This is a genomic window from Bacillus sp. B19-2 (genome assembly GCF_022832475.1).
GTDB classification, from domain to species: Bacteria; Bacillota; Bacilli; order Bacillales; family Bacillaceae; genus Bacillus; species Bacillus paralicheniformis.
The window spans coordinates 1-16,145 of the sequence record NZ_JALHKQ010000010.1 but is presented as its reverse complement, the minus strand read 5'-3'; the positions used below and the strand labels follow the sequence as shown (position 1 = coordinate 16,145).

The window sequence follows — 16,145 nt, the reverse complement described above, 5'->3', positions numbered from 1 at the left end:
CGTCTGAAAATCTTTGTTTTTGTTTGAAATTTCTCCTTGAAAAACTGCCATTATATCAATTTTTTATTAAAAAACCGAAACTTTTCCTTAGAAAAAATAGTATATTTAAACTAAGTATATTTTACTATGAGGAGGAGTTTTTTTAGATGAGTATATTAAGCAGGTTCAAAGACATTATGGCCAGCAATATTAACGCTTTGCTTGATAAAGCGGAGGACCCGGAAAAAATGGTGGATCAGTATGTCAGGAACTTAAACAGCGACTTAAACAAAGTAAAGGCGGAAACCGCGTCCGTCATGGCGTCCGAGCAAAGGGCAAAAAGAGAACTGGCGGATTGCCGGGCGGAAATCGACAAGCTTGAGCGCTATGCCATGAAGGCTTTGGAAGCCGGCAGCGAGGCGGATGCCCGAACATTTTTAGAAAAGAAAACGGTCCTGGAAACGAAGGCATCCGAATTAGAAACTGCATTACAAACGGCGTCATCCAATGCGCTTCAAATGAAAAAAATGCACGATAAGCTTGTTTCCGATATCGGAGAGCTTGAAGCGCGCCGGGCCGCGATCAAAGCGAAATGGACAGCGGCGAAAACACAGGAAAGAATGAATAAACTCGGTGCATCTGCAGCAAATGCCAACAATTCAATGTCCGCTTTCGGCAGAATGGAGGAAAAGGCCAACCGGGCGCTTGATGAAGCGAATGCGATGGCTGAACTGAACGCCGCTCCTCAAGATGACATTGAAGACCTGAAGGCTAAATATGACAGCCCCTCTGGTGTGGATGATGCGCTTGCCGCACTGAAAGCGAAAATGGCGGGTCAAAAGTCATAACAATTTGAAATGAATAAAGTGAGAGGTTAAGAGACATGGTAATATCTTATAAATGTCCGGGCTGCGGGGATGACATGGCCTTTGACGCTGAATCCGGCACGCTGGCCTGCGGGAGCTGCGGGAGACAGGACAAGATTGAAAACATTCCGGAAGAATTAAAAACAGCGAGATTTACTGAAGACGAAGCAACAGAATATCATTGCCAAAACTGCGGCGCTATTTTGATCACTGAAAAAGAAACGACGGCTACATCCTGCAGCTTTTGCGGGGGAGCGGCAGTGATCACCGACCGCCTGTCCGGAAACCTTGCCCCGGCAAAGGTGATTCCTTTTACGATCAGTAAAGAGGAAGCGGCAGACGCGTTTCGCAAGTGGTGCAGAAAAGGGCTGTTAACACCAAAGGGCTTTATGTCTGCTGACCGGATTAAAAGCATCACAGGCATGTACGTCCCTTTCTGGATGTACGATTTAAACAGCAAAGTGCAGATCAGCGCCCGCTGCACAAAGGTACATCGGTATACACAGGGCGACTACATCTATACGGAGACCGAACATTATGATGCGTTTCGCGATATCAATCTCGACTACATCAAAGTCCCGGTGGATGCCTCAGAAAAGATGAACGATGAATTGATGGACAAATTGGAGCCTTATCCGTATGATCAGCTGAAAGATTTTAAAACGGCCTATTTGGCAGGCTACATCGCTGAAAAATATAATTACGATGATGAAGAGCTTTTTCCGCGGGCGAAAAGCAAAATCAGCGGCTACATCGAATCATATATCGATTCCACTCTATCCGGATACAGCTCCGTCGATGTGAAAACGAAACACGTCGATACGCAAAAAATGAAAAGCTTTTATGTACTTTTGCCAGTCTGGATGGTCAATTACAACTACAAACAAAAGGATTACATTTTTGCGATGAACGGACAAACGGGAAAAGTCGTCGGCAAGCCGCCGATCAGCTCATTTAAAGAAAAGATGTGGTTTAGCGGACTGGCTGTCTCCATATTTGCAGTCTGGAAAATCATCGCTGCTGTGATGGGAGGCGGGGCGTGATGAGAAATTTATTGAGAAACGCAATGATCCTATGTATGATTTTTCTTGTCTTCATCCCTATAGCCTCCGGTGCGGCAGCCTCTGAACAGAAGCGGTATGTTTATGATGAAGCCGGGCTTCTGACCAAACAGGAAATCGAGAAACTGGAGACGCTGGCAGCCAAATTAGGCGCCGAACGGGAAACCGACTTTATCATTGTGACGGCCAATGATACGAATGGCCGCGATGTAAAGAAATATACGGAGGACTTCTATGACGAAAAGGCGCCCGGCTATCAGAAGAAGCACGGAAATGCAGCCGTGTTAACGGTTGATATGGAGCATAAAGAAGTCTATCTTGCCGGCTTTAAAAAGGCTGAAGAATATTTGAATGACGCCAGACTGGACAAAATTAGAGAAAAAATCACGCCGGATATATCTGACAATCATTATGAAGCCGCATTCGAAATGTTTATGAAGGCGGCGTATGATGATATGGAGAAGAAACCGTGGGCGGACAGCATCTTTTTTAAGACATGGTTTCAATTGCTTGTGTCAGCAGTCATCGCGGGAATTGCCGTCGCCATTATGAAATACAATTCAGGCGGCAGAGTGACCGTAAGTGCAAACACATATATGAACGGTGATACATCCGGAGTGATCAGAAAGAATGACGAGTACATCAGAACGACCGTCACAAAACAGAGAAAACCGTCCAATAATAAAAGCTCAGGCGGCGGAACGACGAGCGGAGGACATTCGCACAGCGGCAGCCGGGGAAGCTTTTAGAAAGGGAAAGGAAGAGTTCAAATGGTGTTTTTTAAAAATCAATTTGCAAATGTAGTAGAATGGGACGAATTTCGCGATGATATGATTTTCTACAAATGGAACAACCGCGAAATCAAAAAGGGGAGCCGGCTGATCATTCGTCCCGGTCAGGATGCCGTCTTTTTAAACAATGGAAAAATCATAGGCATATTCCAAGATGAAGGCGACTATGATATCGAATCTGAAATTATTCCTTTTTTATCTACTTTAAAAGGTTTTAAATTTGGCTTTAACAGCGGAATGCGCGCCGAAGTCCTGTTTGTTAATACGAAGGAGTTTACCGTTAAATGGGGGACGAAGAATGCCATTAATATCCCGGCTGCAGGACTTCCGGGCGGCATGCCGATCAGAGCGAACGGCACATTTAATTTTAAGGTGAATGATTATGTCGCATTAATCGATAAAATTGCCGGTGTGAAAGATCAGTATGTTGTGGAAGATATCAAAATACGGATCACATCTATCCTTGATCAGCTTCTGATGAAGTGGATCACAAAAGAAGGAAAAGATATGTTCAACCTTCAAGCCAACGCCTTTGATATCGCAAAAGGGATCAAGGAAGACCTTGATATGGAAATTGTCAGCGACGGCATGACGATAACAGGCTTTAACATCATGAGTTTCAATTATCCGAAAGAAATTCAGGACATGATCACGAAGAACGCTTCCCACGGGATGGTCGGCGATCTGAACAGATATCAGCAGATCTCCATGACAGACGGCATGGCGTCAGGAAAGATGGCAGGCGGCGGTGCCGCATCCGATATGGCCGGCATGATGATGGGAATGAACGTCGCGAACCAAATGATGAATCAGATGAACCAAAATCAGCAGGCGCAGACACAGACGCCTCAAAGCACGCCGCAGGCAGGGGCAAAGCCGAACTTCTGTCCAAACTGCGGAACGAAAACGGGTGAAGCCAACTTCTGTCCGAACTGCGGGCAGAAACTTGTGTAAGCGGGGGATCGATATAGAAGATACCGGCAAAGCTGGTATCTTCTTTGTGAATTTATGAATAACAGACCGGCATGATTGCCGGCAGACCAAGCTGGAAAACAAATGGAGCAGAAGCTGATCCTGATTCACAAGTCGGATCAATTGCATGATCAGAACGCCCGCCGTATTCTATATATAACAATGTGAGTGCCGGGTGAAAAGAATACGGCATACATCAATCAAGGATGTACAGAATAATTAAAGGAAACAATCTGGAGGAAAAGCGACATGGAATTAGGCATCAGCACCTTTGTAGAAACGACCCCTGATATCAAAACCGGAAAAGTCATCAGCCATGCGGAGCGGCTGCGCGAAGTAGTGGAGGAGATCGTCCTTGCCGATCAGGTGGGCTTGGATGTATTCGGAGTTGGAGAGCATCATCGTCAAGATTACGCCGCTTCTTCTCCTGCCGTCGTCCTGGCCGCAGCGGCTGCACAGACAAAGCGGATCAGATTAACGAGCGCGGTCACCGTGCTGTCGTCAGCAGATCCCGTCCGTGTTTTTCAGGATTTTGCGACGCTCGACGGGATCTCAAACGGCAGGGCGGAAATCATGGCGGGCCGGGGGTCTTTCATCGAATCCTTTCCGCTGTTTGGATATGATTTAGACGATTATAATGAGCTCTTTGAAGAAAAGCTTGATTTGCTGCTTGAGCTGCAAAAGTCGGAAAGGATCACATGGAGCGGCAAGCATCGTCCGGCTATTCAAAATACAGGCGTGTACCCGCGCCCTGTGCAGAATCCGCTGCCTGTATGGATCGGAAGCGGCGGAAACCAGGAATCCGTCGTTCGCGCCGGACTGCTCGGCATGCCGCTGGTTCTCGCCATCATCGGCGGGAGTCCGCAGCATTTCGCCCCGCTTGTTGAGCTTTATTATAAAGCGGCGGAACATGCAGGGCATGATGCCTCAAAGCTGACGGTCGCTTCCCATTCCCACGGCTTTATTGCGGAGGATACCGAGACGGCCGCCGATCGGTTTTTCCCTTCCACCCAGCAGGCTATGAATACGCTCGCGAGGGAGCGGGGCTGGGGCCCGTACAGCCGCTCGAGCTTCGATGCAGCCAGAAGCTTTGAAGGGGCGCTCTATGTAGGCGATCCTGAGACGGTGGCGGAAAAAATTATTCACCTGCGCAAGAATGTCGGGATCACCCGCTTTTTGCTTCACGTTCCGGTCGGTTCGATGCCGCACGAAGATGTCATGAAGGCGATTGAACTTTTTGGAACAAAAACGGCGCCGCTCGTCAGGGAAGAAGTATCCCGCTGGGAGGCATCCGAAAGATCATAATGATAAAAGGCCCGCGCCTTCTTAGCGCGGGTCTTTTATTTCATATAATGCTTTTTGAAATCCGGATGAATCGAAAATTTGCGGCGCAAATGGATCAGGTTTTCGCCGAAACTTTCCTCCAATACCTCTCTGTGCTTCTTCATGATTTCCATCAGGTACAGATCATGAATCATCACTTCGGTAATCGGCATCACCAAGCCTACATGCATCGTCCAGGCTGCGCGGCTGTCTTTCCCGTGCGAGACAATGCCGGCCACGACTTCCGAATCGTCGACGCTGAATACGAGCCAGCGTCCGTCGTACTCTTCTGTAATTTGTGTGCTGCTGTCATGGAGATAGACATTGGCGAAATCAGCTTCAATGTCGCCGTACGCAATGATGGTGACGATGACGCCTTTTTTTGCGGCCTGCTTGAGTTCCGGCTCCAATTCAGGAAAATCCTCTTTCCAAATTTCGAGGAGAATCCTTTTTCCGGCTGATGATATACAAGCCTTTACTTTATCGATAATCTCGCTTCGCCCAGTGATGTTCCAAATATTTTCCCGGTCATTTGCAGTGCGTTCAAACTTCTCGAAATATTTTTCTGCCTGTTCAAAAGTCTCTTCCGCTTTCAGCCGCCGGTTTTTAATCAGTTCATTGGCGGGAACGGGAATGTACTGCGGTGTGCCGCCGTAGCTGACAAAGATATCGCCGCGGATCACTAGGCTTTCCAGCACTTCGTATATTTTCGACCGGGGAACACCCGATTTTTTCGCCACCGCATAGCCTGTCAGCGGCGATTCTTCCAAGAGTGCCAAGTATGCTTTCGACTCATACTCGGTGAAATTCAGGTTTTTCAGTACGTCTAATATGGTTTCCTTCATAAGCCCTCCAGCTTCAACAAGAGTCGCTACCTTTGTCACTCATATTTTGCTGGATGTATTGATTTATTTCAAGTCCGCTGATACACTTTTTATAAGTGGTTACTCAAGTAGTCACTATATAAACCGGTATGGGGGGAGACACCTGATGGATAGCCTGCTGTCATACATATCGATTGCCGCCATGATGGTGGTGATACCCGGAGCCGATACGATGCTTGTCGTGAAAAACACGCTTCGCTACGGGCCGAACGCCGGGCGCTGCAATGTTCTCGGTTTGGCGACTGGGCTTTCTTTCTGGACGCTGATTGCCGTTCTCGGCTTAGCGGTGGTGATTGCGAAGTCGGTGATTTTGTTCAATACGATCAAATACTTGGGGGCGGCCTATTTAATATATTTAGGCATTAAAAGCTTTTTCGCGAAAAAAATGTTTTCTTTGGAGGACATACAAGCCGAGAAAAACAAAACCGAAAACGCATCAAGCCGGCATTATAAGGATTCGTTTATGCAAGGATTGTTCAGCAACGTTCTCAATCCGAAAACTGTTTTGGTTTATATCACGATTATGCCTCAATTTATTAATTTAAGAGAAAGCGTCAACCAGCAGTTGATCATCCTCGCTTTAATCCTTACCTTTCTTGCTGTGTTTTGGTTCCTCATCCTCGTATATTTGATCGATTTCGCAAAAAAATGGCTGAGAAGCGTGAAATTCCAGAAGGTCTTTCAAAAAGCCGCGGGGCTGGTGCTTGTCGGGTTTGGCGTTAAAACGGGTTTGGATTGATATCGGAGAAGGAGTGAGTTTTGACTCGCTCTTTTTTTGTTTATTTGTCAACGATTATGGGGTGGAATAAGCCAGATAAAACAGCGGTCTATGGTTATTCGTTGACATTTTGACAACGATTCTATATATTGATACCGACTTGGTCTTTTGGCTGATAGATTGATACATTTTAAGTGTGAGAGGAGAAAAGCTCATGGATGAACAAAAGAAAAATCAGCTGGGGGCGCTGCTGAAAGAGCATTTGCGAAAAAGATCATTATCTTTAAGAGAATTGAGCGAACGCACTCAAATCGATAAAGCGACCATCTCAAGAATCATCAATGGCAAAAGAAAAGCAAACCTGAACCATTTGCAAAGGTTTTCTGAAAGTCTCGGCGTTTCTTTTGATGAGCTGATGACAGCGGCCGGCTATGCGATGGAGAAGGCGAGGGAGAGCGTACGTCCGGATATTCACTCGTCAGTTGCCGAAATTGAAGATGTTTTGCAAACTTCAAATGTCTATGATCGGTCCTTTACCACGGAACAACTGAAAAACAAATTGAATGAGTACGAACAATATTCTCAGACGGAGGAAGGAAAGCGTACCATTTTGGCTGAGTTTGAATCCAAAGTCGAGAAAGTCGCCGGCATTGGTCCTTTTCTGACCCGTTTGCACGACATGTACAGCCGATTTACCTCGGGGCGCGGAACGCCGCGTGAATTGCTGCTGATGGGCGGCGCTTTGCTGTATTTTATCGTTTCTGTTGATGTCATACCGGATTATATTTTTCCAATCGGCTATATTGATGATGCCGCAGCGGTTCAATTCGTTTTCAACCAGCTGTCACATAAATCATGATGGAGCATGTTACAGATGAAAAGAAAGCATATCAACATTGACATCAGCCTGCTGCTGATTCTATTTTGTTTGTTTATCATCAGTCTGCTGGCCGTTTACAGCGGGTCCGGCCAGTATGAAACACAGGACCCTTTTTATTTTGCGAAACGGCAGGTTTTTTGGTATCTTGTCGGGTTTGGCGTCATGGCGGGAACGGCCTACATCGACTATGAGCTGCTAGAACGATTGGCGCTTCGTTTATTTGCGGGAGCCGTTTTTCTTCTGATTCTCGTTCATTTTTTTGGAACTTATAAAAACGGTTCGCAAAGGTGGATCAGCTTCGGAGTCATCGAAATCCAGCCTTCAGAATTTATGAAGATCATTTTGATTCTCCTGTTGGCTTCGATACTCAACCAATTTCAGCATAAAAGGTTCTCCTTCACCGAGAGCATCATTCCGACGGGGAAAATCATGATCTACACGGTGATTCCGTTTTTCTTCATATTGGTTCAGCCTGATTTAGGGTCCGCATTGGTGATTTTGTCGATCGCATTCACGTTGATGCTCGTCTCGGGGATTTCGGGCAGAATGATCATGTCCCTGTCACTTGGATTCATGGGATTGGTCGCCTTTTTGACGTATTTGCACAATCATTACTTTGAGATTTTTTCAAAGATGATTAAGCCTCACCAGCTTGACCGGATATACGGCTGGCTCAGTCCTCATGAACATGCTTCTACATATGGATACCAGCTGACGCAGGCGTTATTGGGGATCGGATCGGGCCAGATGTCAGGAAGCGGCTTTACTCACGGAACCCAAGTGCAGGGAGGGAAGATTCCGGAGGCTCATACCGATTTTATTTTTGCCGTGATTGGTGAAGAATTCGGTTTTTTGGGTGCCGTCACATTAGTCTGTCTGTATTTTCTGATGATCTACAGAATCATCAGGATCGCGATCTCGTCCAACAGTCTGTTCGGTCTTTATATATGTGCGGGGGTTGCGGGGTTGATTGTATTCCAAGTGTTCCAAAATATCGGAATGACAATCGGGTTAATGCCGATCACGGGGCTCGCTCTTCCGTTTATCAGCTATGGCGGCAGCGCGCTGCTGACCAACATGATCGCTTTAGGTCTCGTTTTCAGTGTGAATATCAGATCTAAACATTACATGTTTGGGAATGAGTGGGGATGAAGGTGCGCAAAATGATTCTTTCCCATCTAAAGAAACTGGATTATGTATTGATTGCTTCGGTTCTGTTTTTATCCTCGTTTGGCTTGCTGATGGTATACAGTGCCGGCTACCCCCTCGGATATATGAAGTATCATGATGGCAGCTATTTTTTTATGAAGCAGCTGCAGTGGCTGCTCATCGGTTTGACCTTTTTTTCGGCTGCCGTCTTTTTCCCTTACAAAGCTTACAGCAAACTCATCCGGTTTTTGGTGAAGCTTTCTTTTTTGCTGCTGATTCTCGTTTTGCTGCCGGGAATCGGGATGGAGAAAAACAATTCCCAAAGGTGGATTCAATTCGGTTCGCTCATAATCCAGCCGTCCGAGGCTGTGAAGCTTGTGATGGTTATTTATTTCGCCTATGTGTATGCGAAAAAGCAGAGATACATCGCCGATTTTGGAAAGGGCGTCATGCCGCCGCTGATCATTTTGGCCGCTGTGTTTTTTTTGATTTTAAAACAGCCCGACTTGGGCACCGCTGTTTCGATCCTGTTAAGCTGCGGAGCGGTTCTGTTGTGCGCCGGCCTCAGAATACGGCACTTGCTCCTTCTGGGAACAATGGCAGGGGCGGGCATCGCATATTTTGCTATGACAGCGCCGTACCGGTTAAAAAGGCTGACATCGTTCAGCGATCCTTTTCAAAATGAAAACGGAGACGGCTACCAGTTGATCAATTCCTACCTTGCCATTGATTCGGGCGGGGTATGGGGGAATGGATTAGGGAACAGCGTTCAAAAGCTGGGATTTCTTCCTGAAGCCCATACGGACTTTATCATGGCGGTCATCAGCGAAGAACTCGGCGGTGTCGGGCTGTTGATGATCATCGGGGCCTACCTGTTGATCATGTTCAGAGCCGTTCGGATCGCTGTGCAAATCGATGATCCGTTTGGAAAGCTGCTGGCGGTCGGCATTACTTTTCAGATCATGATTCAGGCGTTATTTAACCTGGGCGCTGTTTTCGGCCTTCTTCCCATTACCGGAATTCCTCTTCCGTTTGTCAGCTACGGAGGTTCTTCGTTAATGTTCATGCTGACGTCAGCCGGGATATTGGTCAACCTCTCCTCACATATTAAGCGGGGAGTTAAAAAAGGGAGGCCTTTCTGATGTAGCTTTTCCCGATTTTGAAGTTGCGATTGACCGGATGATCCTGTCATCAGGAATTGATCTTCTCATATCGTATGTGACCGTGGCTCCGTTTTTATATAAACGCATTCATATTGATAAATAAAGGAAATCGTGATATATTCAAGGTGTGAAACAGAATAATCTTTATATGAATGCGTAAACTGAAAAAAGACCGGAAGATGCGGCTACATCTCCCGGAAGCAACAGAGAGGCTCCGTAAAAAGGAGTCGGCTCTATTTTTAGATCCCAATTAAAAAGTAAGATCGTCTTGGTGTGGGAATCAAGGGCGATCTTACTTTTTTTTGTCGTTAGATGACAGAATGGCCACGACGAGAATGCCGAAAGAGACCATGAGTTGCAACGCCTCTGATACTGTCACATGCTCACCCCCTTTCTCTCCAAGAGATGGAGGGTGAGCCGACCGCCCTTATATAGAACCGAACTGTTGCTAACCTTTATTATACCAAAAAGAAGAGGCGTTTCCATAAATGCCCTTTGTCAAGTGAGTTTGAAGAAACGCATTTTTGCGGTCAAATACCGCTTTTTAGCCAAAAACCCTGTAAATTTTTCAGAGCTGATCCAGTGCAAAAAAGGCCGGTTCAGAAACCCGGCCTTTTTTGATATGTCTCATTTGTTCATTTATGCGGGACGCGCGGCAAAAATTTGAAAGGTAACGCCGAACGGATCGGTGACAATGCCGTAGGCGGGACTGAAATAAGTCTCCTTCAGCTCAAGCTTGACCTCGCCCCGCTCGCTCAGCTTGCCGAACAGACGCTTGGCCGAAGAAACGTCAGCTGCCGTTACGCAAATGGACAATTGGTTTCCGCTTTGGAAAGGCAGTTCAGGAATGATGTCGGCGATCATCAGGACGGCGTCGCCGATTGTCAAAACGGCGTGTGCGATGAAATCCAATTCGTCTTCTTTAAAATTCGCCGCCTCATCTGCAGGGCCTTCACCAATCGTCTGACTGAACTTTACTTCAGCATCGAGTACATGACGATAATAATCAATCGCTTCCTTTGCTCTTCCATTCATCAGGATGTAAGGTGTAATTTGCGTTTTCATAGAGGGAACATCTCCTTTTTTTGTTGATCTAAGAAGATTGTATATTATAATGGTGACAACTTATGTCATCGTTAAAAAATGATTGGAGGTTTTCATGTCAAAAGCGAAACGATTGAATGAAATGATCATGATGGTAAACCGGAAAAAACGATTTACGGTCGGGGAGCTGGCGCAGGAATTCGGGGTTTCCAAGAGAACGGTTTTAAGGGATTTGCAAGAGCTCAGCGAAATGGGGGTGCCCCTCTATTCTGAAACCGGCCCCCACGGAGGGTATCAGGTGTTAAATGAAAGGATTCTTCCTCCCATCGCCTTCAGCGAGAACGAAGCGATTGCCATCTTCTTTGCGATCGATGCGCTGAAGCATTATATATCCCTGCCGTTTGACGCTCAGTACGAGTCCATCAAAAAGAAATTTTATTTAAATCTTTCAGGAGACATCCGGGATGCGATTGACAGTATGAAGGATCGCGTTGCTTTTTATACGCCTTATGAGCAAAAAGACGACATTCCGGTCTTAAAGATGCTGCTTGAGGCGGCAGTTCAGCAAAAGGTGTTGATCATCGAATATGAAGCAAATGGCACAGCAAGCAAGAGAAACATTCAGCCGATCGGAATCTATGCCAATCAAGGGAAGTGGTATTGCCCGGCTTACTGTTTGTTAAGAAAGGACTACCGCATCTTCAGGTGCGACCGGATCAAGCGGGCCGAGCTTGATGAACATACGGCCCCGATTGATTTAACCGGTCTTAATTTACAGAACCGTTTTTCAGCTGTGTCCCGGCCAAGGGAGACATTGGAATTATCCGCAGAGCTGACAAAAAAAGGAGTAGAACGGCACGGTTCACTTAAATGGCCGCACTTTGAGCTGCACGTAAATGAAGACGGGTCCGGCGTGCTGAAAGGCGAGATCGCACCGAAGGATATCGATTTTTTTGCGGATTATTTCATTTCATTCGGCCGGGAAGCGGTTATTCAGAAGCCTTCCGAATTAATCGAAAGGATGAAGCGGACATTATCCGATATGCTGAAACAATACGGCTAAAATGAAGACTTCGGTCAGACTGATCACGAAGACCGCAGCCTGGCGTTTCTTAGCATTTATAGCCTTGCAAAAAAAGCGTGAAGACGCACGTCTCCTTCATCATCCCGTTAACGACACTCTCGATTCCTGAGAGTGTCTTATTTTTGCCGTCAGAAGAAATTTTTACCCAAAAAAGTTGACGGCGGATTTAAAAGTGAGTATCATTACAAATATGAAATAAATATTACATTTATGTTACAAAGAAAAATGATATGTTACGAGTTTAAAAGAAGATTGACAAAGGAGCATGCTTATGAAAAAAGCGATGGCTATTTTAGGATTCCTTGTACTCACAGCATCGCTGCTATTTATCATCAATAAAGGAACATCTCAAATAAACGCTTCACAAAATAGAAAAGCCGCGATTCACACGGAATATTACAAAGACATCAGTTCGCTTTCTTTTCCGGTATTCAGCGATTTGAAGGAAGAAGATGCCCAGCTGGCCAACGATGCGGTAAAACTTCATTTAAAAAACTCCTATAAAGAATTTCAAAAAATCGTTAAAGATGCCGAAAAGAAGGATAAGGACGAGGAAAACGTCTATGAAACGTCCTACAAAGTCAAATACAACGAGGAAGGCAAACTGAGCTTTTTAATCTATGACTATCAGTTCTCCGGCGGTGCGCACGGCATGTACACCGTTACATCCTACAACTTTGACTTTGACAAGCACAAACAAGTCGTGCTGACTGACGTATTAAACAATCAGGCGAAAATCGAAAAGGCAAAGAACTATATTTTCAGCTATATTAACGAACATCCGGAACAATTTTATTCTGATCTGAAAAAGAGCGATATCCGCTTGGATGAACAGACGGCATTCTATTATACAAGCAGCGGAATTTCAATCGTATTTCAGCAGTATGACATCGCCCCGTATGCGGCCGGAAACCAGGAAATAAAGCTTCCGTCGACGCTTTTATATTAGTCCCGGTATAAGAAACAATATTTGTAATAGAAACAGAGACAGCAAGTCATGAAACAGGAGAGTGAGCAGCGATGTCTGGCAAACCATCATTTCGATGGGTTAAAATGTTGATTTTTTTAACGATATTAATAGGTTTGGCGGGGTATTCTTACAATAAGGTGTCAAGCAACAGTCAAGAGCCCCCTCAACCAAAAAAAGACGGCGGACAATCCGGCCTCGGCGTCGAATCCATGGTCAATGACAGCAAACAAGAGAGGTATGCCATCCACTATCCGGTGTTTCACATAAAAGAAATCGATGAACAAATAAAAGCGTATGTGAATCAAGAATTGGCCGGTTTTAAAGAGGATAATGCAAAGGCCCAGGCTCAGCATGAAGACGGGCCTTTTGAACTGAACATCAAATATAAGGTTGTCTATTATACAAAGGATACGGCCAGTGTGGTGCTGAATCAATACATAGAGGCCGGGGGCGTTTCGGGGACAACGTCTGTCAAGACGTTTAACGCCGATTTAAAACAGAAAAAGCTGCTGTCCCTTCAAGACCTGTTCGAAGAAAATTCAGATTTTCTGAACAGGATTTCAAGCATTGCCTATCAGGAATTGAAAAATCGGAATCCGTCTGCCGACATGGCTTTATTAAAAGAAGGGACAAGCCCTCGGGAAGAGCATTTCAGCCGCTTCGCGCTCCTGGAAAACGAACTCGAATTTTATTTTGAGAAAAAACAAACCGGTCTTGAGCAGTCTGTAAAAATAAAAAAAGAATGGGTAAAAGATATTTTAAAAGACCAATATCAAAATATGAAAAAGAATCGTCTTCAGGCAAAACGTGAACAGGAGCCTGTCCCCCTTCCGAAACAAGCGAAAATAAATCCTGATGGAAAAGTGATTGCTCTCACATTTGATGACGGCCCGAATCCCGCTACAACGAATAAAATATTGAACGCTTTACAGAAGCATGAAGGGCATGCGACCTTCTTCGTGCTTGGGAGCAGAGCCCAATATTATCCCGAAACGATAAAACGGATGCTGAAGGAAGGAAACGAAGTCGGCAACCATTCCTGGGACCATTCGTTATTGACAAGGCTGTCAAACGAAAAAGCGTTTCAGGAAATTAACGACACGCAAGAAATGATCGAAAAAATCAGCGGACACCAGCCTGCACACTTGCGCCCTCCATACGGCGGGATCAATGATTCCGTCCGCTCGCTTTCCAACCTGAAGGTCTCGTTGTGGGATGTTGATCCGGAAGATTGGAAGTACAGAAATAAACAAAAGATAGTCAATCATGTCATGAGTCATGCGGGAGACGGAAAAATCGTCTTAATGCACGATATTTATGCAACGTCCGCAGAAGCGGCTGAAGAGATTATTAAAAAGCTGAAAGCAAAAGGCTATCAATTGGTAACTGTATCTCAGCTTGAAGAAGTGAAGAAGCAGAGAGGATATTGAATAAATGAGAAGAAAGCGCCATATCGGCGCTTTTCTGTTGCAAGAAAATATAGGGAAAATGATATTTGTTAAAAATTCAAAATATTTATACAATAGCATGTGTTTCACTTTGAAAGGGGAGAGGAGAATCATGAAACAACACAAACGGCTTTATGCCCGATTGCTGCCGCTGTTATTGGCGCTCATCTTCTTGCTGCCTCACTCTGCAGCAGCGGCGGCGAATCTTAATGGGACGCTGATGCAGTATTTTGAGTGGTACATGCCAAATGACGGGCAACATTGGAAACGCTTACAAAATAACTCGGCATATTTGGCTGAACACGGTATTACTGCCGTCTGGATTCCCCCGGCATATAAGGGAACAAGCCAAGATGATGTGGGCTACGGCGCTTACGATCTGTATGATTTAGGGGAGTTTCATCAAAAAGGGACGGTTCGGACAAAGTACGGCACAAAGGGAGAACTGCAATCTGCGATCAACAGTCTTCATTCCCGGGATATCAACGTTTACGGCGATGTAGTCATCAACCACAAAGGCGGTGCTGATGCGACCGAAGATGTAACGGCTGTTGAAGTCGATCCCGCCGACCGCAACCGCGTAACATCAGGAGAACAGCGAATCAAAGCGTGGACACATTTTCAATTCCCGGGGCGCGGCAGCACATACAGCGATTTCAAATGGCATTGGTACCATTTTGACGGAACCGATTGGGACGAGTCCCGAAAGCTGAACCGCATCTATAAGTTTCAAGGAAAGGCATGGGATTGGGAAGTTTCCAATGAAAACGGCAACTATGATTACTTGATGTATGCCGACATCGATTATGATCATCCTGATGTCGCGGCAGAAATAAAGAGATGGGGAACGTGGTATGCCAATGAGCTGCAATTGGACGGATTCCGCCTTGACGCCGTCAAACACATTAAATTTTCTTTTTTGCGGGAGTGGGTCAATCATGTCAGGGAAAAAACAGGGAAGGAAATGTTTACGGTAGCCGAATATTGGCAGAATGACTTAGGCGCGCTGGAAAACTATTTAAACAAAACAAACTTTAATCATTCAGTGTTTGACGTGCCGCTTCATTACCAGTTCCATGCTGCATCGACACAGGGAGGCGGCTATGATATGAGGAAATTGCTGAACGGAACAGTCGTTTCCAAGCATCCATTGAAAGCGGTTACATTCGTCGATAACCATGATACACAGCCGGGGCAATCGCTTGAGTCGACTGTTCAAACATGGTTTAAGCCGCTCGCTTACGCTTTTATTTTGACAAGAGAAGCAGGCTACCCGCAGGTTTTCTACGGGGATATGTACGGGACGAAAGGAGCCTCGCAGCGCGAAATTCCTGCCCTGAAACACAAAATCGAACCGATCTTAAAAGCGAGAAAACAATATGCGTACGGAGCACAGCATGATTATTTCAACCATCATGACATTGTCGGCTGGACGAGGGAAGGCGACAGCTCGGTTGCAAATTCCGGTTTGGCGGCGTTAATAACAGACGGACCCGGCGGGGCAAAGCGAATGTATGTCGGCCGGCAAAACGCCGGTGAGACATGGCATGACATCACCGGAAACCGTTCCGAACCGGTTGTCATCAATTCTGAAGGCTGGGGAGAGTTTCACGTAAACGGCGGGTCGGTTTCGATTTATGTTCAAAAATAGAAGAATAGAGTGATAGGACGGATTTCCTAAAGGAAATCCGTTCAGCTTGTCGACAAAGCCATAAAAAGTGGCTTGATCGACAAGCTTTTTTTGTTAAAATGTGAGTGAAATCTAGTTTTTGGAGGTTTTTCCATGTTGTCTAAGCACTCTAAAGATCAGCGC

Annotated in this window: 16 protein-coding genes; 13 read left to right on the top strand and 3 right to left on the bottom strand. The window is 45.7% G+C overall.

Annotation, left to right across the window (positions count from 1 at the left end; all coding sequences use genetic code 11):
• The first annotated feature begins 146 nt into the window (after positions 1-146).
• The 5 genes from MST20_RS20740 (at position 147) to MST20_RS20720 (ending at position 4,974) form a co-directional block, all read left to right on the top strand.
• Positions 147-827 carry a PspA/IM30 family protein gene (locus MST20_RS20740; RefSeq protein WP_243944525.1) on the top strand — a complete coding sequence of 227 codons (681 nt, stop codon included), beginning with the start codon at positions 147-149 and terminating at the stop codon, positions 825-827.
• A gap of 35 nt (positions 828-862) precedes the next feature.
• Entirely contained in the window at positions 863-1,888 is a 1,026-nt protein-coding gene (locus tag MST20_RS20735; protein ID WP_243944523.1) for a TFIIB-type zinc ribbon-containing protein, read from the top strand.
• Positions 1,888-2,655: a TPM domain-containing protein gene (locus tag MST20_RS20730; protein ID WP_243944521.1), complete on the top strand. Its 768-nt coding sequence runs from the start codon at positions 1,888-1,890 to the stop codon at positions 2,653-2,655. The genes MST20_RS20735 and MST20_RS20730 overlap by 1 nt, the downstream gene beginning before the upstream one ends.
• 21 nt (positions 2,656-2,676) lie before the next feature.
• The gene (locus MST20_RS20725; protein ID WP_243944519.1) at positions 2,677-3,651 is read left to right on the top strand and encodes an SPFH domain-containing protein; all 975 of its coding nucleotides are present in this window, start codon (positions 2,677-2,679) and stop codon (positions 3,649-3,651) included.
• A gap of 267 nt (positions 3,652-3,918) precedes the next feature.
• Positions 3,919-4,974: an LLM class flavin-dependent oxidoreductase gene (locus MST20_RS20720; protein WP_243944518.1), complete on the top strand. Its 1,056-nt coding sequence runs from the start codon at positions 3,919-3,921 to the stop codon at positions 4,972-4,974.
• A 35-nt stretch (positions 4,975-5,009) separates the two neighbouring features.
• On the opposite strand, the gene MST20_RS20715 is transcribed toward MST20_RS20720, so the two are convergent.
• On the bottom strand, positions 5,010-5,837 hold the full coding sequence (locus MST20_RS20715; RefSeq protein ID WP_243944517.1) for a TrmB family transcriptional regulator: 828 nt from the start codon (positions 5,835-5,837) through the stop codon (positions 5,010-5,012).
• Positions 5,838-5,982: 145 nt separating this feature from the next.
• Between MST20_RS20715 and MST20_RS20710 the strand changes: the two genes are divergently transcribed.
• The 4 genes from MST20_RS20710 to ftsW all read left to right on the top strand — a co-directional run bounded on the left by MST20_RS20710 (position 5,983) and on the right by ftsW (position 9,765).
• Positions 5,983-6,615 carry a homoserine/threonine efflux transporter gene (locus MST20_RS20710; RefSeq protein WP_020450387.1) on the top strand — a complete coding sequence of 211 codons (633 nt, stop codon included), beginning with the start codon at positions 5,983-5,985 and terminating at the stop codon, positions 6,613-6,615.
• Positions 6,616-6,808: 193 nt separating this feature from the next.
• Positions 6,809-7,453 (top strand): helix-turn-helix domain-containing protein, encoded by a 645-nt coding sequence (locus MST20_RS20705; protein ID WP_243944516.1) that lies wholly within the window; start codon positions 6,809-6,811, stop codon positions 7,451-7,453.
• A 15-nt stretch (positions 7,454-7,468) separates the two neighbouring features.
• The gene (gene rodA, locus MST20_RS20700) at positions 7,469-8,626 is read left to right on the top strand and encodes a rod shape-determining protein RodA (RefSeq protein WP_243944515.1); all 1,158 of its coding nucleotides are present in this window, start codon (positions 7,469-7,471) and stop codon (positions 8,624-8,626) included.
• A complete protein-coding gene (ftsW, locus tag MST20_RS20695) occupies positions 8,623-9,765 on the top strand; it encodes a putative lipid II flippase FtsW (protein ID WP_243944514.1) in 1,143 nt (380 codons plus the stop codon). The genes rodA and ftsW overlap by 4 nt, the downstream gene beginning before the upstream one ends.
• Positions 9,766-10,078: 313 nt before the next feature.
• Here the strand turns inward: ftsW and MST20_RS21455 are convergent, their stop codons facing one another.
• Together MST20_RS21455 and MST20_RS20690 are read right to left on the bottom strand one after the other, a co-directional pair.
• Positions 10,079-10,165, bottom strand: coding sequence for a putative holin-like toxin (locus MST20_RS21455; RefSeq protein WP_003179417.1), 87 nt, complete (start codon positions 10,163-10,165; stop codon positions 10,079-10,081).
• 260 nt (positions 10,166-10,425) lie between these two features.
• Positions 10,426-10,851 carry a VOC family protein gene (locus tag MST20_RS20690; protein ID WP_243944513.1) on the bottom strand — a complete coding sequence of 142 codons (426 nt, stop codon included), beginning with the start codon at positions 10,849-10,851 and terminating at the stop codon, positions 10,426-10,428.
• Positions 10,852-10,945: 94 nt separating this feature from the next.
• On the opposite strand from MST20_RS20690, the gene MST20_RS20685 reads away from it, so the two are divergent.
• The 4 genes from MST20_RS20685 to amyS all read left to right on the top strand — a co-directional run bounded on the left by MST20_RS20685 (position 10,946) and on the right by amyS (position 15,983).
• Complete coding sequence (locus MST20_RS20685) at positions 10,946-11,893, top strand: helix-turn-helix transcriptional regulator (protein ID WP_243944511.1); 948 nt, start codon at positions 10,946-10,948, stop codon at positions 11,891-11,893.
• A 292-nt stretch (positions 11,894-12,185) separates the two neighbouring features.
• A complete protein-coding gene (locus MST20_RS20680; RefSeq protein WP_145650806.1) occupies positions 12,186-12,863 on the top strand; it encodes a DUF3298 and DUF4163 domain-containing protein in 678 nt (225 codons plus the stop codon).
• A 71-nt stretch (positions 12,864-12,934) separates the two neighbouring features.
• On the top strand, positions 12,935-14,314 hold the full coding sequence (locus MST20_RS20675) for a polysaccharide deacetylase family protein (RefSeq protein ID WP_243944509.1): 1,380 nt from the start codon (positions 12,935-12,937) through the stop codon (positions 14,312-14,314).
• A 130-nt stretch (positions 14,315-14,444) separates the two neighbouring features.
• Positions 14,445-15,983 carry an alpha-amylase gene (gene amyS, locus MST20_RS20670; RefSeq protein WP_243944507.1) on the top strand — a complete coding sequence of 513 codons (1,539 nt, stop codon included), beginning with the start codon at positions 14,445-14,447 and terminating at the stop codon, positions 15,981-15,983.
• Positions 15,984-16,145 lie beyond the last annotated feature (162 nt).